16 protein-coding genes and 1 pseudogene are annotated in these 18254 nt (G+C 65.7%); 2 read left to right on the top strand and 15 right to left on the bottom strand.

Annotated elements, in window-relative coordinates:
- Window positions 1-78: 78 nt before the first annotated feature.
- Both D1604_RS01675 and D1604_RS01670 read right to left on the bottom strand, forming a co-directional pair.
- On the bottom strand, window positions 79-747 hold the full coding sequence (locus D1604_RS01675) for an RES family NAD+ phosphorylase (RefSeq protein WP_119411933.1): 669 nt from the start codon (window positions 745-747) through the stop codon (window positions 79-81).
- Window positions 747-1271 (bottom strand): MbcA/ParS/Xre antitoxin family protein, encoded by a 525-nt coding sequence (locus tag D1604_RS01670; RefSeq protein WP_119412408.1) that lies wholly within the window; start codon window positions 1269-1271, stop codon window positions 747-749. Before D1604_RS01670 ends, D1604_RS01675 begins: the two co-directional genes overlap by 1 nt.
- A gap of 799 nt (window positions 1272-2070) precedes the next feature.
- Here D1604_RS01670 and D1604_RS15545 point away from each other — a divergent pair.
- Complete coding sequence (locus D1604_RS15545; RefSeq protein ID WP_147399859.1) at window positions 2071-2871, top strand: hypothetical protein; 801 nt, start codon at window positions 2071-2073, stop codon at window positions 2869-2871.
- 27 nt (window positions 2872-2898) lie between these two features.
- Here D1604_RS15545 and D1604_RS01660 read toward each other — a convergent pair whose 3' ends face one another.
- The 8 genes from D1604_RS01660 to D1604_RS01625 form a co-directional block, all read right to left on the bottom strand.
- Window positions 2899-2997: a DUF736 family protein gene (locus tag D1604_RS01660; RefSeq protein WP_119411931.1), complete on the bottom strand. Its 99-nt coding sequence runs from the start codon at window positions 2995-2997 to the stop codon at window positions 2899-2901.
- A gap of 511 nt (window positions 2998-3508) precedes the next feature.
- On the bottom strand, window positions 3509-4828 hold the full coding sequence (locus D1604_RS01655; protein WP_119411930.1) for a PQQ-dependent sugar dehydrogenase: 1320 nt from the start codon (window positions 4826-4828) through the stop codon (window positions 3509-3511).
- Window positions 4825-5241, bottom strand: a complete 417-nt coding sequence (locus D1604_RS01650; protein ID WP_119411929.1) for a DUF2231 domain-containing protein — start codon at window positions 5239-5241, stop codon at window positions 4825-4827. Before D1604_RS01650 ends, D1604_RS01655 begins: the two co-directional genes overlap by 4 nt.
- The gene (locus tag D1604_RS01645) at window positions 5238-5462 is read right to left on the bottom strand and encodes a hypothetical protein (RefSeq protein WP_119411928.1); all 225 of its coding nucleotides are present in this window, start codon (window positions 5460-5462) and stop codon (window positions 5238-5240) included. The genes D1604_RS01650 and D1604_RS01645 overlap by 4 nt, the downstream gene beginning before the upstream one ends.
- Window positions 5463-5558: 96 nt before the next feature.
- Window positions 5559-5855 (bottom strand): hypothetical protein, encoded by a 297-nt coding sequence (locus D1604_RS01640; protein ID WP_233551807.1) that lies wholly within the window; start codon window positions 5853-5855, stop codon window positions 5559-5561.
- Window positions 5852-8398: a cbb3-type cytochrome c oxidase subunit I gene (locus tag D1604_RS01635; protein ID WP_119411926.1), complete on the bottom strand. Its 2547-nt coding sequence runs from the start codon at window positions 8396-8398 to the stop codon at window positions 5852-5854. The genes D1604_RS01640 and D1604_RS01635 overlap by 4 nt, the downstream gene beginning before the upstream one ends.
- Window positions 8395-9345 carry a cytochrome c oxidase subunit II gene (coxB, locus tag D1604_RS01630; RefSeq protein WP_119411925.1) on the bottom strand — a complete coding sequence of 317 codons (951 nt, stop codon included), beginning with the start codon at window positions 9343-9345 and terminating at the stop codon, window positions 8395-8397. The genes D1604_RS01635 and coxB overlap by 4 nt, the downstream gene beginning before the upstream one ends.
- Window positions 9335-9688, bottom strand: a complete 354-nt coding sequence (locus D1604_RS01625) for a c-type cytochrome (protein ID WP_233551805.1) — start codon at window positions 9686-9688, stop codon at window positions 9335-9337. The genes coxB and D1604_RS01625 overlap by 11 nt, the downstream gene beginning before the upstream one ends.
- A 239-nt stretch (window positions 9689-9927) precedes the next feature.
- Between D1604_RS01625 and D1604_RS16065 the strand changes: the two are divergent.
- A pseudogene (locus tag D1604_RS16065) lies at window positions 9928-10383 on the top strand (c-type cytochrome); the annotation flags it as partial.
- Here D1604_RS16065 and D1604_RS15860 read toward each other — a convergent pair.
- The 5 genes from D1604_RS15860 to D1604_RS01595 all read right to left on the bottom strand — a co-directional run bounded on the left by D1604_RS15860 (window position 10376) and on the right by D1604_RS01595 (window position 18197).
- Window positions 10376-11110 (bottom strand): cytochrome b, encoded by a 735-nt coding sequence (locus D1604_RS15860; RefSeq protein ID WP_119411923.1) that lies wholly within the window; start codon window positions 11108-11110, stop codon window positions 10376-10378. The pseudogene D1604_RS16065 and the gene D1604_RS15860 sit on opposite strands and share 8 nt — an antisense overlap.
- Window positions 11107-11829: a cytochrome c oxidase assembly protein gene (locus D1604_RS01610; protein WP_119411922.1), complete on the bottom strand. Its 723-nt coding sequence runs from the start codon at window positions 11827-11829 to the stop codon at window positions 11107-11109. The genes D1604_RS15860 and D1604_RS01610 overlap by 4 nt, the downstream gene beginning before the upstream one ends.
- Before the next feature lie 77 nt (window positions 11830-11906).
- The gene (locus tag D1604_RS01605; protein WP_119412406.1) at window positions 11907-13421 is read right to left on the bottom strand and encodes a CRTAC1 family protein; all 1515 of its coding nucleotides are present in this window, start codon (window positions 13419-13421) and stop codon (window positions 11907-11909) included.
- A gap of 11 nt (window positions 13422-13432) precedes the next feature.
- Window positions 13433-15595 (bottom strand): acylase, encoded by a 2163-nt coding sequence (locus tag D1604_RS01600; protein WP_199683615.1) that lies wholly within the window; start codon window positions 15593-15595, stop codon window positions 13433-13435.
- A gap of 64 nt (window positions 15596-15659) precedes the next feature.
- Window positions 15660-18197, bottom strand: a complete 2538-nt coding sequence (locus D1604_RS01595) for a TonB-dependent receptor plug domain-containing protein (RefSeq protein ID WP_119411920.1) — start codon at window positions 18195-18197, stop codon at window positions 15660-15662.
- Window positions 18198-18254 lie beyond the last annotated feature (57 nt).

Raw genomic sequence — 18254 nt, 5'->3', positions numbered from 1 at the left:
TCGCCGTCGCCGTGCATTCGCGGCGCGACGCCATGCGCGAAGCGCGTGCGGCTCCGACCAACGGCGGCCTTGCCGCTATTATGCGCTCAGCTTGTGAACCTCGATCCGGCGAGACGCCGCCTCGACGCTGATTTCGAAATGCTCCGCCTGCACGACCTCGGTGATGTCGACAGGCCGATAGGCGACGATGTTGCATCCGCCTCGATGGCGCAGGCTGTCGTAAAGAAGCCCGGACGCCTGGGACGCTCGTACGCCTTCACCTAGCACCTGCGCGGCCCCGTAGCTGTTTGAGGCGTAGGCGTCGGGCAAGGCGGCCTGTCGGCCGCGAATGTCGCGATAGTCGCCGATCAAGACGGCGGTATAGTTGCGATAGGTCCGCCGCATTCCGTTCACTGATCGCGCCACGGCTTCGCGGCGCAGATGATGGCCGACTTCGGCGGCTGCGGTGACGACCGACGCCGCCGCATACCAGGCGCCGAGGTCCGGACCGTTGAACCGCATGCCGCCCGGCGCGACATGGAGGAAGGACGCCATGACGATGCTGGCGTTGGCACGGCCATAGACCCACTGATCGCGCGGCAGGCGGTCGATCCGTTCGGCGACCAGACGGTCGTTGGTCCATCCGGCCAGCTCCATCACCGCCGCGGCGTCGGCCGCCGTGGCGACGGTGTCGAACAGGCCGATCGGCGGAAAGCGCGACGGCACGAGCCGGTGGGCCGGACGGGGCGCAGCGACGAGCTTCTCCATCAGCTGAAGACGATCTCGCTGTCGTCATAGGCTTCGAACGCCGCATCGAGGGCGTTGGGGGCCATGTAGGCCCCGCCGCGCGCGGCGTCGAGGAAGCGACGCACCGTCATCAATCCATCCTGGGTCCCGTTGGTCACGAGATTGATGGGCGGATGCCCGCCGAACACCGCCGCATCGTGCGGTCGGAGCAGCCAGTGGACGCCTTCATGCTCATCGGCGAACAGGACGCCCAGGGCCTGATGGATGCCCAGCAGCGCCGAAATGCGCGTCAGTACATCGACGTCGAGCGTGATCTCGCCATGCTCGCGGGCCTGTTTGCACCAGCCCTGATAGGTCGAGCGCGACGGGTAACCGAGGATCAGGCGGCGCTGCTCCTCGTTCAGACCCCAGAGATCGGCGATGGCGGTGAATGTGCGGAGCGCGGGCGCGCTCAGACGGCGCCGGTTCGCCGGGGCGAAGCGCGCCACATCGAGGCGCGGCAGTTCCACTTGCGGATCGCGATCGGAAACGATGCCTATTGCCATAACCATCTCCCAACAGATCTGGACATAGTCCATATTCGGTCGAACATCAACCGCTGAGCCTCGGCTACGCGCGGTTCACGACGACGAAGGTTCGAAGCGCACTGTGGCGTACAGAATGGTTCTGCCACGAGGTTTGAGCACCCGTGTCCGCCGCAACACCGATCTTCGCAATCGACAATCCCGGCGGGCGCAGCAGCGGACCGCAACTGAGCGGCCAAATGACCTACCTGCATTGCAGGCCGGAGACGCCCTGGAAGGCCTCGGTCCCTAAATGCTCACGCGCAATTTCCTGCCGGCTGGGATTGAGCCGTCCCCGACCAGGGCGCGGGCTGCGGCGACAACGCGGCCTAATGAATAGGATATATATCATCGGTCGCTTTACGAAGTCGGCTGCGTGCGCTTACCTGCCCTGGGGAGGCGTTGTGGACGAATCTGAAATTACGGCAGAATCGCTGCAGCAAAGCACTCGGGCGACGCTGCTCGCTTGAGAGCCATTGCAGCGGGCTTTGATGGCCGCACCGAAAGTTGGGTCACCTTGGCCAAGATCAAGGCGATCACAGCCGGTCGTGCTCTCGAGGCTGCCCAAGCGGGCGGACAACCACCCGACTATTCCGGATCGATCGCACTGGCTGAGCCGATACGGCCTGCCGCGACCGAATGGTCGCCCTCTCCACCGTTATGCCCTGAGTGACGCGGCGTTCGCGCAGATCGAGGTGGATCTGAGGGCCAGGGCGGCCTGTATCAATGCAAAACACTCCAGCGACCACGATGCGGCCCTCTTCGTCCTCTGGGCAGCCGAATGGTTCGCCGCAACTATGCCGGCGGGCTGCAGCGTTGGGCGGATGTCGGCCATACGATCAATGTAAGCTTGGAACAGTCCTCCTGGCGGAAGCTGGCGGATCGCGGCCTGAGATACTGGCGTTTACCCGAACTCCGACTGAACGGCATGCATCGCCGACTCGCCGCGATCGCTCGCCAGGGAGGATTTCCGGTCGCGGCGATCGGCGGAGCTCAGGGCGGATGGGCCGCAAACTTTCTGCAGAAACTCATCGTGCAGCTTCTGGAGCATCCGGCGCCGACGACTGCAGTGGCGGAGGAGCTCGCCCGAGAGCACGAGCTCGCGATCCCTGGGCTATGGCGGCACGAAGAGATCTTTGCGGTCTCCGCAGAGCTCGCCATCGCCATCGTTGAACTGCGTCGTGAGGCCGAAGCAGGCGGCGTGACGGAAGGTGTCTTGATCTCAGCATGGCTGGACAAGACGCATCCCGACTGGCGCCGGAACCTGCCTCTGGCGGTCGATGACGCGGGCGCCCGCCAGCTGGTCGACGGGCTGATAAGCCTCGAGCGCCGTAAGGGCGGAGCGGGAGGAATCCTCGCTCGCCGTTTTCTCTTGGCTCAAGGGAGCGTTTGGCGCGAACAGGTAGAGTTCCACCTGGACGGAAATCTCGTCAGTGCCGATCCGTCTCATGGCTTCAAGTCGCTTGCTCGGGACTGGAGCCGTCTACGGCTGTTCGCCTCGAACGAAGCAGCCCAATACATTTCGGGCGAACTGGCGGTCGTCGAGCCCTCTCAGGACGGTCGGTGGACCTGTATGCGGTAGTCCAGGGCCTTGTCTTCCGACTTCTCGTTAGGGCTCAGGGTCGCGCTCCTGACGGTTGAGGGTCAGGGTCTTGATCGACCCGGTGTAGCCATCGCCCTGGGCGGTGAAGGTTCCGATGGCGGCCATGTCAGTCTCTCCTTGCTATCGGGCCACGCCTGTCGCGGCCTCGATGGCGATCGGGAGACCGGAGGCCGGTCGGCGCGCAGGGCGAGCGCAGGCGAACCCCCGCAGCGAAGCGGAGGACCGGAAGCGAGAGTTTCTTGTCGCGCGAGGAGGCCGTCAGGCCGGGGAAGAAAGTCGAGCGCGAGGTTGCGCTCAGCCGACCGGCTTCCGGTCAGATCCGCCTTTTCGAGAGGCCGCGCCGTGGCGCGCGCAATCAGGGGAAAGACCCACAGACCGTCGGAGCATCACGGACGCAGGCGACATGACCCCAAAGATCACGACCCTCTCTGACGCTTGGAGCCCCAAACCAAAGCAAATGTCGAAAGAGGAAAAGGTGCGGGCGTTGGAACCTCTGTGTGGAGGCCCGGGACTTTCAGGCGGCGCCGCGACGATTCTCCGGCGAACCGGCCCGTCGCGATGCCGGGCTCAAGTTGCAGGGTCGTGATCTGGCCGACCTTTATCTTCTGACTGGAATCTATCGCGCTGGAGAGATTCCGGCCGGAGCGACACGCCACACCGTGTTGGACAGATCGTCGGCCACCAGCAGAATCCGGCGCTGGGGATCAAACCAAACGCCCACGGGACGGCCGCGGGCCTCGCCATTGTCCGTCAGAAACCCGGTCAGAAAATCGACGGGCTCGCCGGCTGGTCGGCCTCCCGAGAACGGAACCCACGCAACCTTGTACCCCGCCAGATCCTGGCGGTTCCAACTCCCGTGCTGTCCGATGAAGGCCCCTTCGGTGAAGACCCCGCCGAAGCCGCCGTCCCGGGCGAAGGACAGTCCCAGGGCGGCCACATGGGCTCCCAGAGCGTAATCCGGCTTTACCGCCGTCGCGACCAGTTCGGGCTTCTGGGGCCGCACGCGCGGGTCGAGATTTTGTCCCCAGTAGCTGTATGGCCAGCCGTAGAAGGCGCCGTCGCGAACCGAGGTCAGATAGTCTGGAACGAGTTGCGGCCCGATTTCATCCCTTTCGTTCACCACGGCCCAAAGGGCGGCGCTCGACGGCTCAATCGCCAGAGCGGTGGGATTGCGAATGCCGCGGGCGATGGTTCGGCGCGCGCCTGTGGAGCGGTCGACAGCCCAAACGACCGCCCGCTCCTCCTCCACGGCCATGCCCCGCTCGCCGGCGTTGCTGTTGGAGCCGATGCCGACATAGAGTGTCGAACCGTCTGCGCTGGCGGTCAGAGCCTTGGTCCAGTGATGGTTGAGCGCGGACGGTAGACGCGTCACCTCTTCAGGCGGCGCCGTGATCCGGGTCTGCCCTTCGACATAGGGGAAGCTGACCAGAGCATCCTGCTCGGCCACGTAGATGCGGCCATCGACATAGGCCAGGCCATAAGGGGCGTTAAGACCGTCTATGAAGACTGTGCGGACTTCGGCGCGGCCGTCGTTATCGGCGTCGCGCAGCAAGGTGATGCGGTCGCCGCCGTTCACCTTGGTGTTGCCCTGCTTCTTGATGACCCCGGCGATGACGTCCTTGGGCCTCAAGGCCGGCGCGCCGCCGCCCCGTCCCTCGGCCACGAGGATGTCCCCGTTAGGCAGGACGAGCATCTGACGTGGAATACGCAGGTCCGTAGCCAGGGCCGTCACCACGAAGCCCTCGGGCGCGCGCGGCGCTTCATCGCCCCACCCGACAGGCTTGGCGATACGCATCGGCGGCAGCAGGGTTTCCCGAATCTCCGGCAAGTCAGGCTTCGGCCCGACTTCATTGATGCCTTTTTCGCTTTGACCGCAGGCGGCCAGAGCCACGACGCCTCCCAAGACGCCGTACAGAAGGACGTTTCTGCGGATCATCGGCTCGCCTCCTCGTCCAGCATTCCGGAATAGCGCAGCCATCCCGCGATCAGGGCCAGCCCGCAGCATAGAGCGGACAGGATGAAGCCAAGGGCGCCGACGGAACTCCCACCGTCCTGGCTGTGCTTGAAGGCGTTCGCCAAGCCGACAAGACACAGGGCCCCTAGAGCGCCGCTGTACAGAAGACGCAAGACGCCGCGACGGCCCCAGGCCAGGTCGATCAGGCTCCACACGAAAGCGGCTCCGCCAAACATCAGGCCGCCGACAATCGCCCAGGAAGAGAAGTTGCTCCACTGCATCTCCGCGGTCCGAAGATAGGCCGCATCCGTCGCCGTCCCGAGACTGAACAGGGCCACCGGAAAGCTCAGAATCAGCCCCTGCACGGCCCGGCCCAGGCCAGCCGTCCCGGTCACGGCCGGCTCTCGGCGAATTCGATGCGACCGACCGCGCGGGATCCACGCGCCCTCATCCGCCGTCTCAGTTGCTCGCGGATGCTCCAGCCTTCCAGATGCATCAGGTCGCTGATCGTATAGCCTTCCCGGGCAAGCGCTTCACGCACGTCGCTGACCTTGAGACAGGCATGATCTCGCTCGGCGATTTCAAAAGCGCGTTCGATGACATGGGTCTGGTTCATGGCTCCTCCTCCGTCTGATCCAATCGGCGTGGAGCCATGCGGTTCCGAGCCCGAGCGATATGACGCAGGTTAACGATGGGCCGCAGATTAGACTTTTCAGAACGCCAGCGGCGTCGTCTGCCACGTCACCCCGACGGCAGCGACGAAAGCGCCAGTCAGGGCCACGCGCCGCTCCCACCGGCCCGGTCCATCCGGGACAGGACGCCGCGCTATGACGATAGCCGCCACGGCGATCAGCGCCAGACACAGAAGACTGAAACCCAGCCCGACCCAGCGACCGGCGGCCGCCTCGGTAGAGGACCAGACATCTGCGGCGCTGGCCAGCAGATAGAGCCCCAGGAAGTGCGCGGCCCAGATCAGCAGACCCGCCGTCATGGCCAGCCAGCGCCTCACGACACGGCGCCCGGAAACAGCCGGATCAGCAGCAAGACCATCGCCGCCTGCCCCGCCGTATAAGCCAGGAAGAGGCCGATCAGGTCGACCGTGGAGGGTCGGTCGACCGACAGCCGTCCGAACGCTCGACGCAACAGGATGTAGAGGCCCATCAAGGCCCCGATCCCCGCAAAAGCGCCTGCCCAGCCCAGAAGAGCGAAGACAGCGGCGCCCTGACTGGTAGCGTCGGGCTTCAAACCAGCGGACCACCAGGCCCGAAGCTCCAACCCGACCGCCGTCGCGGCTCCGACTGCGCTGACGACCAGAAGAGCCGTCGCGAGCGTCTCAGCTCCGGTTCTCGCCCGGCGCAACACGCGCGGCGCGACTGCGGCGCACAGGCCTGCCAACGCCAGAACTCCAAGATGCAGCATCAGGGACGCCATCGCCGGCGACGCCTGCCACAGATCCGGTCGTCGGCTCCACAGGAAGACATAGGAGAAGCCCGCCAGCAGGCAGACCATCCCGCCGACGATCAACACGATCACCATGGCCCACCAGCCGTGGCTGGACGGGCCCGAGACATAGTTAGGCATGCGAATGCCCGCCCCGATATCGGTCGTCTTGCGATTGTGCGGCGCGTCCAAGAACCAGCACCAGCGCATGATGCAGTAGATCGCCAGCACCCCGCTGACTACGGCGACAGCATAGGCCTGGATCGTCAAAATGAGGAAAAAGCCCGCCGTAAACACGGCGCCGAAGACGTGCCAGGGCGACGGGCGCGGAAGACGCAAGACATACTGCGGCTCGGCGTTCAGGGGGCTGGTGACGAGGGTCTGACGCTCGCCTCCAGCCGCGCCGGGCAGGAACCAGCGCCCTTCCTCCACCTCCTTCGCCAACCCCTTCTGCTCCCACAGCGGATAGAGGCTTTTCACCACCGGGACGGATCGCACGGAATAATAGCCGCTGGGCAGCCATTCCAAGCCGGGGCCGTCGTGGATGTTGCCCGCCTCGCGCGGGCCGAAGGGGCGGAAGTTGCGGATCATATCAATGACCCATAGCAGGACCGCCAGACCGAACAGGAAGGCCCCTATGGTCGAGATGAAGTTGGGCAGGTCCCAGCCGCGTCCCGGCAGATAGGTGTAGACCCGGCGCGGCATTCCCATCAGCCCCGTCAGGTGCATCGGCATGAAAGCGATGTTGTGGCCCGCGAACATCAGCCAGAAGATCCATTTGCCCATGCGCTCGCTCAGCGGCCGTACGCTGGACATGGGCAGCCAGTAGTAGATGGCCGCGAACATGGGAAACACCATGCCGCCGATCAGAACATAGTGCAGGTGGGCGACGATGAAATAGCTGTCATGGGCCTGCCAGTCGAAGGGCACCATGGCGACCATGACCCCGGTCAGCCCCCCCATGACGAAGATGATCAGGCCGCCGACGGCGAACAGACCGGGCGTGGAGAAGCGCATCTTTCCGGCCGCTATGGTGGCGATCCAGGCGAAGACCTGCACCCCAGCGGGCACGCTGACCGCCATGGAGGCGGCGCTGAAATAGTTGATGCTGATCTGCGGCATGCCGGTGGTGAACATATGGTGCGCCCACACGCCGAAACTGATGAAGCCGGTCGCCAGCATGGCCATGACCACTAGAGGTTGGCCGACCAGCCTGGTCCGCGCCATGGCCGGGATGATGGTCGACATGGCGCCTGCCGCCGGTAGAAAGATGATGTAGACTTCCGGGTGGCCGAAGAACCAGAACAGGTGCTGCCACAGCATGGGATCGCCGCCCTTCAGCGGGTCGAAGAAGGGCCAGCCCAGCGCCCTCTCCAGTTCCAGCAGCAAGGTCGCCAGGATCACCGACGGAAAGGCGATGATGATCATGCAGGCGAAGATCAGCATGGCCCAGGCGAAGACCGGCAGTTTGTCCAGCGTCATGCCGGGCGCGCGCGTCTTCAGCACCCCGACGATGATCTCGATCGCCCCGGCGATGGCTGATATCTCGATGAAGCCGATGCCGAGCAGCCAGAAGTCGGCATTGATCCCCGGCGAATAGGTCATCCCGGTCAGCGGCGGATACATGAACCATCCCCCATCCGGCGCCAGGCCGAAAAACAGGGAGCAGAAGAAAGCCAGGCCGCCGATCAGATAGGCCCAGAAGGCATAGGCCCCCAGACGCGGAAACGGCAGGTCGCGCGCCCCCAGCATCTGCGGCAGCAGCAGCACGCCCAGCGCCTCGACCGCCGGCACGGCGAACAGGAACATCATCACCGTGCCGTGCATGGTGAAGATCTGGTTATAGGTTTCCTGCGGCAGGAAGCCGGTCATCGGCAGGGCCAGCTGCGTGCGCATCAGCAGCGCCAGCACCCCCGCCAGCACGAAGAACAGCATGGCCGCACCGACGTAGTAGACGCCGATGATGTTGTTGTTGATCGCCGTGATCCACTCGCCGGGACGGCGTGGACCGCACCAGGCGGCCTCCAGTTGCTCCAGCTCGCCGTCCGGACGCGACCCCTCGGTGGGAAAGCGATCGTATTTGCGGACGTCGAAGCCGGTTTCCGACGTCATTTCAGACTGTCCAGATAGGCGGCCAGATCGCGCAGTTCGCGTCCGGTCAGCACCGGATAGGACGGCATGCGGTTGCCCGGCTTGATGCCCTGGCTGTCGGCGATCCACCCCGCCATCGTCCCCTGATTGTTGGGCAGGATGCCCGCGCCCAGCGTCTGGCGCGAGCCGACATGGGTCAGGTCCGGCCCGGCAAGACCGTTGGCCTCGGTTCCGCGTATGGTGTGGCAGGCGCCGCAGCCCGAGGCGCTGAACACCCCCGCCCCCGGCAGGGCGGACAGCGCGGCCGATGCGGCCTGACGGGCCCGCCAGGCCTCGAAGTCAGCCTCGGCATGGGCGACGACGACGAAGCCCATCAGGGCGTGAGGTCCGCCGCAATATTCAGCGCACTGTCCCGCGTAGACTCCCGGCCTGTCAGCCTGCAGCCGCATGAAGTTGCGGCGGCCGGGGATCATGTCCGTCTTGCCGCCCAGGCGCGGGACCCACAGGCTATGGATGACGTCGGCGCTCTCCAGTTCGATCACCACCGGACGGCCGACGGGGATGTGGACCTCATTGGCGTCCTGCACCGTTTCGCGGCCCTGGCCGTCCAGATAGGCCACGCGCCACCACCACATCTCGCCGGTGACGCGCACGCGCATCTCGCCGTCGCGGGGCGCATCCGACACGCGCGCCGTCACGCTGAGGCCGTAGATCAGCAGGCCCGTCAGCACGACCACCGGAAAAGCCAGACCGCCGATCCAGACCAGGCGTTCGCCACCCACACGACGTTTCCACTTCCTCGGCCCGAACAGGGCGACGCCCAGCGCGATCAGGACGACAGCCAGCACCACCGCCCCCATGACGAACAGCACCCAGGCGACCACCGTCACCGGCCCGGCGAACGGCCCGGCGGGGTCCAGCACCGGCGGTGGCCAGCCGCCCAGCATGTCCGGCGTCTCAGTCGTCATCGAGCGTATAAAGATAGGCCGCTATGTCGCGGGCTTCGGCTTCGCTCAGCCGCATGGGCGGCATGCCGGTGTCGGGCAGCAGCGACGGCGCGTCGCGCACGAAGGCGGCCATGACCGCAGGCTGGTTCGGCAGGCGCCCTGCAATCATCGGCCGCGCCGCCACGCCCGCCAGCGATCCGCCGGTCCGCCCACGGGGCCAGGCCACGCCGGGAATGGCGTGGCAGGCGCCGCACCCATGCGTCCGGACAAGGCGAAGTCCCTCGGCCGCATCGGCGCCCGCCAGGTCGCGCGACGCCCCGCCCTTGTCCGCGCAGGCGGCCAGGCCCAGCAGGCCGACGGCCAAGACCGCCGCCCCTATCTTCCCCATCGTCGCGACATGACGGCATCCGGCCCCTTTCAGCTTCACCAGAACCAATCCATCGAACGGCCAGGGGTTCCGAGGCGGAACCGGCGCCGCAAGGCCGGTGTTGGATCGAGGTGCGCGCCCTGCCCCTCGCTCTTTTGGGACTGACCCTCGCCGCCTGCGACACGAGTCCGGGCGCGACTGACCGCGCGTTTCAGGCCTCGGGCGAGATCATCGCCATGGGCGGCGGGGCGGGCGGGCCAGCCAACGCCTGCTTCGCCTGTCACGGGCTGAAGGGTGAGGGCGACGGCGTTTCCACGCCACGCCTGGCGGGTCTGGAACAGGGTTACCTCCAGAAGCAGATGGAGGACTACGCCAGCGGCCTGCGTCCCGATGACGTCATGACCCGAGTTGCGCGCGGGCTCACGCCCGACGCCCGCCGCGTCGTGGCGGCGTGGTACGCTGAACTGCCTGCGCCCGCTGTGCACGCCTCAGCCGGTCCCCCGCCCCCGATCTGGCTTAGCGGCGACGCGGCGCGCGGGATCACCGCCTGCGCCGCCTGCCATGGAGCGGAAGGGCAAGGCGCGGGCGCAGGCCAACCGATCATCGCCGGGCAGCCCGCCCCCTATACGCTGGAGCAGATTGACCACTGGAAGTCCGGCAAGAGGCGCAACGACCCCCGCGGCGTCATGGCCGCCGCCGTCCAGCATCTGTCGGAAGAAGAAGCCCGCGCCATAGCCGAGTGGCTGTCGACCCGACCCGCCGCTCAAGCGCACGCCAACGCCTCTGCCAGCGCGTCCGTTTCGGCTTCGGCTGCGGCACGACCGGCAGCATCGCGTGAAACACGTCGTCCCGATCGATCAGATGGTGCTTGAGCGCCGCCCCGGCATGGATCGGGATCATCAGCAGAAGGGTCAGGACCAGACCCCAGTGCATCCACTCAGCCGCTGCCTCAATCGCCCATAGTTGACGGTTCGACAAATCCTGCATCGGCAACAAAGGCCAAGGGATGAAGCCTGCCGCCGCCAGCGGGGTGTCCCGCGCCGTCGCGGAAACCATCGCCCATCCCGACAGCGGCAATCCAAACAGGCAGAGGTAAAACACATAGTGGGTGATATGGGCCGCCGTGCTCTCCCATCCCGGCTTGTCCGCGTCATTGATCAGATCCGGCGCGACCAGCCGCCAGGTCAGGCGACCGATCACCAGCAGCAGCATCAGGATGCCGACGGCGAAGTGAACCTCATAGGCCGCGACCTTCTCTCCGCCAACCGGCAGCCGCCCCATCCACCAGCCCCAGCCCAGTTGGAACGCCACCAAACCCGCCATGCCCCAGTGAAACCCGATGGCCACGGGGGAATAGCGTCCCTCATCATGATGACCAGCGGCCCATTCCAGCGCCTGGGCGATCAACCGGTCGATCATGGCGTCGTCTCGCCCGTCGGCTTCAGCAGGCCATTAAGACGCCATAGGGCGACGAGAAGATAGGCCGCCGCCGCCGGCGCCCACATGATCAGGCCCGCCGCCTGCTGATCCTCCAACGGCGTCATGTTCCAGGCTAGGGTGCTGGCGAAATGCGGAGTATAAAGCGGTTGGGCCGCGAACACGATCAAGGCGCCCAGCAGCCCCATCAGCAGCATGGCCGCCAGCAGCGCCGCCACGGCCGCATGGCCTTTGGCGCTGCGCACCGTCGCCCAGAACCAGACCGCGCTCCCCAGGATGCTGACCTGCATCAGCCAATAAACTCCATCATGCGATAGAGCCTGAGCGTAGAGTCCGGGCGCGTGCCAGGCCCAGAAGACCACCGCCTGGACCGCCACGGCCGCCGCCAGACGCGGTCGTTTCAACCGGGGCAGGCACAGGGCCAGCAAGGGCGCCGCCGCCAGCACCAGCAGAAGATGATGCAGCGTCCGTGCCGTGAACAGCGCGGAACTCAGCGCGCACAGCGGCGAAATGAAGCCGATCGCCAGGACAGCCATCGCGGCCGTGTATCGTCCCTTCTGGGGCCCGCGTAGCAGAAGCAGCCCCGCGACCGTCGCAGCCATCAGAAGGACCCAGAGAACCGGGTCGCCGTTCCAGCGCCCCAGCGCCTCGGCCGGATCGGGTGCAGGCCCGCAATAGGGTGTCCAGACGGCATCGACCATTTTGGGCCAACGCCTGCGCGCTGCGACGGTTCACCTGCTCGGGTTCAAGGCGACTGTGACGTGAATGGGCCGACGCCTTACGGTTTCTCCTGAGCGCCGTCCGGCGTCACGATCAGTCGCCGTCCGGCATATGACCGGGGGTCGACATTCTCGATCACCACCTGCCGGTTGCCCATGTAGGTGACCTCGACACGGACCGGCTGCATGTGCGCCAGCCCGAAATGGACAGGCACAGCGCTTTGAGCGTTGTAGCCGCCGCCAGTCGACACCTGACGGGCGCCGAGGATTTTACCCTCTCTATCGAACAGTCGCACTTCTGCGCCGGGCGGAATGCGTTTCCCGCCTTCGTCCAGGACCAGAATGCTGAGGCTGCGGGAGCGCGCCGGCTCAGCCAGCTCGTTATGGAACAGGAAGTGACCGCCTTCTTCGCCATATCCCTTGGTGAGGGACAGGTCCAAGGCGCCGTCGTTATCGTAATCGATCCATTCGACGCCGTGATCGCCCGCATTCAACAGGCTCTCGCGGGTCAGAACCTGCTCAAACCGCCCGTTCCCGAGATTGCGATACAGCAGATTGACCGGAATCTGCTTTCCCGGCTCGCCTTCATAATGGGTGACGAAGAGGTCCAGCCAGCCATCATTGTCGTAGTCGCCCCAGGCCGCCGCCACAGCGTGCCCGCCATGATCCAGCCCAGCCTGGGCCGCGACTTCGGAAAACGTCCCGTCGCCGTTATTGCGGTACAGCAGGTCCGCCCCATAGACAGCGACAAAGATGTCGAGGTTCCCGTCGTTGTCATAGTCGCCGACCGCGCAACCGACGCCGCCCGTGCTGCGATCCCGCCCGGCCTGATCCATGCCGAGGGCCGGCGCCACATCGACGAAGCTTCCCCCGTCATTGCGCCACAAGGCGTCGGTTGAGCCGGACTGGTTGGCCAGGAACAGGTCCAGATCGCCGTCGCGGTCATAGTCCAGCCAACAGGCGCCGACGGTGGCGCGAACGTCGTTGACGCCGCCCTCCCCCATCACCGGAACGAAACGGCCGTTCTGATTGCGGAAGAGCTGGTTCGGCCCTGCGCGGTCCGCCGCATAGAAGTCCAGCGCGCCGTCGTTGTCATAGTCGATCCAGTTGGCCTGACGGCTCATCCGCCCCGGAACGAGAAGACCCAGCGACTCGGCCTGCTCCTCGAAACGCAGTCCTTCTTCGTTGCGCCAGACAAAGGAGCGGTTGGCCGCCCGATCGCCCATGACGTTCGATCCGCCCATCAGGTCGACAAAGCCGTCGCCATCGAAATCGCCCCAGCTCAGCCCCCGGATTTCGATGCCCGAGGTAGGCAGGCCCATCTCCGGGCCGACGTTGACGAAGTTTCCGCCGTCGTTGCGATAGAGACGGACTTCGCCGCTCTTCCAGGAGACGGCCAGGTCCAGGTCGCCATCGTTGTCGAAGTCGGCCCAGGCGTTCGACAGAGCGCCCGCGACCGAAAAGCCCTCGACCTGAACCGCAGTGAAGGCTGGCTCGCCTGCAACCGCGCCAGAGGCGGCGACCATCAGCGCCAATGACGCCGCGCTCGCCGAATATCCGATCCGTCGTGTCATGGTCAGGCCTTTCATGGCTTGAAGTTGAAGGGCGTGCGTTCCTGAACCGCGGCCTCGACCTGCTCTCGGCGCAGCAACAGCTCGCGGAAATCGGCCTTCGACACACGCTCGATCTGATCGCTATAGTGGGGCGTGCCGGGCTGGCGCGAGTTGCCGTAGCTCATGAGGCCATAGGCCCGCACCGGTGTGGAGAACTCGATCATCGCCACCCATGTCTCGCCGTGGTTGGGCGTGCGAATCCCGTTTTCGTCAGGATCGGACCAGGTGAAGACCCGGAAGGAACCCAGGTTGCCGTAGCCGGCGGCGCCCGGAACATTCACGTCGTTCAGGATCATGCGTGAGGCGTCGCCGAACGGCCGATCGATCGCGCCGTATTTGCGCTTGGTGTTGGCGATGGCGGTCCGCAGTTGATCGACGGCGGCCTTGGGATCGCGGACGCCGTAGGGCGTGCTGACCGGCTTATCCAGCGACCAGGGCGTGGCGAAACCCGCCTGACCGGCGAAGCTCTGACCGGCGAACAGACGCGCCCATTCCTCAAACAGCAGGGCGGCGCGGCTGTCGCTGGTGAACTCGCGATCCCACGCCGCCAGCAGGCGCGCTGCCGCCTGGACCTCGGGATCGGGGTCGATCAGGGCGGCCGGGATCAGGTCCGGCAAGGTGCGGTCGGCCATGACGGCGCGATGGCTCAACTGCAGCGCCATGAAGCGCTCCAGCGTCAGGTCGTCGTTCTCGGACATCAGGCGCACGCTTTGCTGAGCGCGCAGGGAGTGCGGCGTCTGGGGCGCCAGATAGGAGGGGAAGTCCTTGGGCGTGTAGGTGACGGGCCAGGTCGGCGTCCACGGCGGGTCATTGGAGTTCTGCACGAAGCCGCCCGGCGGATTGGTGACGCGCGGCAGATCGTCCAGCGGGTGTGTCTCGGTCCACAGGTAACGCGAGGAATCGCCCGGCACGAGCCCCTGCCAGAAGGCGATGTCGCCCTCGGCCCGTTTGGGCGCCACGCCGTTGAAGCTGTAGTTGATGGTCCCTTCGCGGTCGGCGTAGACGATGTTGAAGGTCGGCACCTGCATCCGCGCCATGGCGGCTTCGTAGTCATCGAAGCTGTCCGCCGTGATCATGTCGAAATACTGCTCGAGCATCCCCGGCCGATCCAGGCCGGCGACCCGAACGGCGACGGCCGTGCCGTCCGCGCGCTCGAAGACCGGGCCATGGACGCTGGAACGGATCTCCAGCGGCTTGTCGACCGTCGATCCGTCCGCCTGACGCAGGCGATACGAGGCCTGACGCCGCTCGAACGGTCGCACCTGACCGTCATACAGATAGCCGCCGTCCTGCAGCGTCAGCCGATAGTTGGTGGCCCCCAACATACCGTTGACGGTATTGGTGATGCCCATCCGCTGATTGAAGGCGAAGCGGATGACCGGCAGGCCGATCTGGGTCGCGCCATAGATTTCGAAGTCCGGCGTGACGAGATGCGCCTCGTAGTAGGTGAAGTAGTCCGTCGTCCAGGACAGGTGCGGGTTCTGCAGCAGCAGGGCGTTCCCGTTCGCCGTCTTGCCCGGCGCCACAGCCCAGGAGTTGGACCCCTGATCGGCCAGGTCCGGCGGGTCCCCCTCGCCCAGGGTGCGGCCGGGCGACGCGACATAGAGGAAGTTCATCAGGCGATGGGCGTGGGCCACCACGTCGGCGCCGGAGACCGGCAGCACCTGCCGCACCTCGGGCGAGATGTCGTCTGGGTTCTGCTGCGCATAGGCGTTGATGCCCGCCGCGAAGGCGTCGAGGTTGGCGCGGAAATCAGGCGACTGCTGCGCATACCACTGCTGGGCGCGCTCCGGCACGCCGTTGGTCAGCAGCCAGACGGTCGTCTGTTCATAATCCGGGCCCCAGTATTCAGCCCCCTTGCCCCGCGCTTCTCCATACAGGCGCAGGATGTTGTCGCCGTGGCTGCGCGCCTGGGCCCAGCCGTAGCCGTAGAAGACCGACGGCGCGTCGACTCCATAGACATGGGGGACGCCGTAGCCGTCCCACAGAATCTCATTGGCCCTGGGCTTATAGGCCGTAATCGGCGCCTGCGGCGTCGAGGTCGACTCAGCCAGCGCAAAGGCGACGCCGGGCGCAAGGCCGATCGCCGTCGCCATAACCAGGGCCGATGTCGCCCGGTGCAGAACTCTCAGCATGGATTTCCCCTCTCACCCCGACCTAGAGACGCCGCTACGCGACGCCTCCGGACGTTCCCCTTGATCACCATTTGTAAGCGGCGCGCACGAACCAGGATCCGCCGGTGAAGCCGAACGGCGCAAGCCCGCTGTACATCCCGTTGCCCAGGTTGGCCGAAGGCTCCTGAATCTTGGTCGGGTAGACGTTGAAGATGTTGTTGGCGCCGAGCGTCACGCGAACGGCGTCCGTCACATCATAGTTGACCTGCAGATCGGTGATCCACGCCGCGTCAATGTCGTTGTCCAATGCAGGATTGGACGAGTGCCGCGTGGTGTATTCGCCGAACCGCGTCAGACGCAGGTTGGCGCTAAGCCGATCCAGCGCCCAGCCGCTGTTGAGCGAGATCTTGGATTTCGGCAGTGATTCCGTCAGCGCCGCCTGCTTGCTGCGGTCGAAGATGACGATATCGCCCAGCGCCGCCAGCTCCGGCGGATTGTCGATGATGCCGGTGATCTCGGTTTCGTTCTGATTATAGCCGAAGCTGAAATCGAAATCGCCGAAGTCGACTGTGCCGTACTTGTAGGTCGCCACGATATCGAAGCCGCGCGTTCGTGTGTCGATGGCGTTGGTATAGTACTGACCGCTGACATCCGGCGACAGACCATTGGCGACCATGATGGCCTGAAGCTGCTCGCCGATTGTCGTCACCCCGTCCGCCGACAGACGCGTATCGATCGGCGAGAAGGTCGTAGTGACGGCGATGCGGTCACTCACGTCGATCTGATAGGCGTCAAACGTCAAAGCGAAGTTCGAGAAGGGCGTCAGCGTGAAGCCCACGCTCAGGTTCTCCGACATTTCCGGCGTCAGGGGCTTGGCGCCCAAGGCGATGGCCTCCGGCGAGTTGACCTGGAAGTTCTTCAACCGCAGGGATTCGGCCACCCCGGTGCCCCGGATGTCGCGCAACTGGCTAGTCGTCGCCGAATAGGCCTGCTGCGCCAGGCTGGGAGCGCGGAAGCCCGTGTTGAACGAAGCGCGCAGAGCGGCCCAGTCGTTCAACTCATACCGGCTGCTGATCTTGTAGATGGTGGTGTCGCCGGCCGAGTCGTCGAAATTCTCGTAGCGCACAGCCCCGCCGAGATAGAACCGCTCGGTCGGATTCCAGCCCAGTTCGCCATAGACGCTGTAGTTGTTGCGGCTGACGTCAGCCTCGTCCTCGGGACGGAAGCCCGGCGTGGACTGCGTGCCCGGAGGCAGGGGCTGGCCCGCGAAGGGCTGGCCCGGCGGGCGGACGTAATCGCCCTGGATCCAGCTCGCCTCGTCCCCCTGCTTGATCGTGTAGTTCTCCCAGCGGTGCTGCAGACCGAAGGACACCTGCAACTCGCCCGCGTTCTCGAGCGTGAAGCCGCGCGTCACATCCAGCGCATTGACCCACTCGGCCGAAGCCAGTTGTCCGACGTAGAAATGACGCGGACTGCTCGGCCCCAGACTGGCGTTCAGACTGTAGTTCTCCCAGTCCGAAACATTCGAGCCGTAGCCCGTCGACAGGTCCCAATCCCAGCCGCCCAGCGCGCCCCGCGCACCGGCGACCGCTTCATAGTCCTTGTCCTTGATGACGGTCAGGGTGCGCAGGCCGTCCGGCGCGATCTCGGGCAGGACAGTGATGTCGGTCGGCGGCCGCCACGTCCAGCTCAGGTCGGACTTGCGCTGACCATAGGTGCCGAAGGCGTAGAGCTCGAGTTCGTTGCTGACCGTATAGGCCGCGTTCGCCCCGAAGACGTTGGAGACCTGGGGCATGGTGCCGTAGTTGGTCGTCACCATCCGGTCGATGATCGCTTCGCGCGGGTCGCGCGAGCCGTCGGGCAACAGCGGATACAGGCGCACGGAATCTGCGATGCGCTCCGCTCGGTTCGATGCGCCGCGATCCATGAAGCTGTACGACAGGTTCAGGAAGCCGTCCTCGCCCAGCGCCAGACCGAGATTGGCGTCCAGGTTCACATAGCGGCCGTCATTGCGGTCGAAATTTCGACCATGGGCGACGGAAATGCTGCCGCCCTGGGCGCTGGAATTCAGCATGACGTTGATGACGCCGGCCACGGCGTCCGAGCCATACTGGGCGGCGGCCCCGTCGCGCAGCACCTCGACCCGGGCAATGGCGCTGGACGGGATCATGTTCAGGTCGACCCCGACCGAGCCGTTGTAGAGCGTCGAAACCGAGTTGATCAGCGCCGTGCGGTGACGACGCTTCCCATTGACCAGCACCAGCGTCTGATCCGGATTCAGGCCCCGCAGCGCTCCGGTAGCGATGACGGTGGAGCTGCCGCCGCCCGACCGCGCCGGCAGGTTGAAGGACGGCACCAGGTAACGCACCGACTCGAACACGCCGGTCTGGGCCCCCTGCTGCAACTGCTCGGCGTTGAACACGTCGATGGGCGTCGGGCTCTCGATCGCTGTGCGCGGCGCTCCGCGCACGCCGGTGACGATGATGTCGTCCACCCGAGCCGCCTCGGCGGCTTCAGGCTGAGCGCGCTCCTGAGCCAGCGCCGCTCCCGCCGTCAGGCTAAGCAGACTGGCTGACGCCAGGCTCGCCGCTTTCAGGCCAACCCCTTTGAAATCTCTAGTCATCGCTAAGTCCCTCCCCCTCTGGATCGCGTTACAGCCCCTCGCTGCGCGAGCCGGTTT

It is taken from the genome of Brevundimonas sp. LPMIX5 (assembly GCF_003576505.1).
Lineage (GTDB): Bacteria > Pseudomonadota > Alphaproteobacteria > Caulobacterales > Caulobacteraceae > Brevundimonas > Brevundimonas naejangsanensis.
Note: the sequence above shows the minus strand (reverse complement) of the source record. Positions and strands in the feature narration are given on the sequence as shown.

Coding starts and splice junctions, on each gene's coding strand:
- D1604_RS01675 (WP_119411933.1), bottom strand. CDS start 747: ATGGAGAAGCTCGTCGCTGCGCCCCGTCCGGCCCACCGGCTCGTGCCG.
- D1604_RS01670 (WP_119412408.1), bottom strand. CDS start 1,271: ATGGCAATAGGCATCGTTTCCGATCGCGATCCGCAAGTGGAACTGCCG.
- D1604_RS15545 (WP_147399859.1), top strand. CDS start 2,071: ATGGTTCGCCGCAACTATGCCGGCGGGCTGCAGCGTTGGGCGGATGTC.
- D1604_RS01660 (WP_119411931.1), bottom strand. CDS start 2,997: ATGGCCGCCATCGGAACCTTCACCGCCCAGGGCGATGGCTACACCGGG.
- D1604_RS01655 (WP_119411930.1), bottom strand. CDS start 4,828: ATGATCCGCAGAAACGTCCTTCTGTACGGCGTCTTGGGAGGCGTCGTG.
- D1604_RS01645 (WP_119411928.1), bottom strand. CDS start 5,462: ATGAACCAGACCCATGTCATCGAACGCGCTTTTGAAATCGCCGAGCGA.
- D1604_RS01635 (WP_119411926.1), bottom strand. CDS start 8,398: ATGACGTCGGAAACCGGCTTCGACGTCCGCAAATACGATCGCTTTCCC.
- coxB (WP_119411925.1), bottom strand. CDS start 9,345: ATGACGACTGAGACGCCGGACATGCTGGGCGGCTGGCCACCGCCGGTG.
- D1604_RS15860 (WP_119411923.1), bottom strand. CDS start 11,110: ATGATCGACCGGTTGATCGCCCAGGCGCTGGAATGGGCCGCTGGTCAT.
- D1604_RS01610 (WP_119411922.1), bottom strand. CDS start 11,829: ATGGTCGATGCCGTCTGGACACCCTATTGCGGGCCTGCACCCGATCCG.
- D1604_RS01605 (WP_119412406.1), bottom strand. CDS start 13,421: ATGACACGACGGATCGGATATTCGGCGAGCGCGGCGTCATTGGCGCTG.
- D1604_RS01600 (WP_199683615.1), bottom strand. CDS start 15,595: ATGCTGAGAGTTCTGCACCGGGCGACATCGGCCCTGGTTATGGCGACG.
- D1604_RS01595 (WP_119411920.1), bottom strand. CDS start 18,197: ATGACTAGAGATTTCAAAGGGGTTGGCCTGAAAGCGGCGAGCCTGGCG.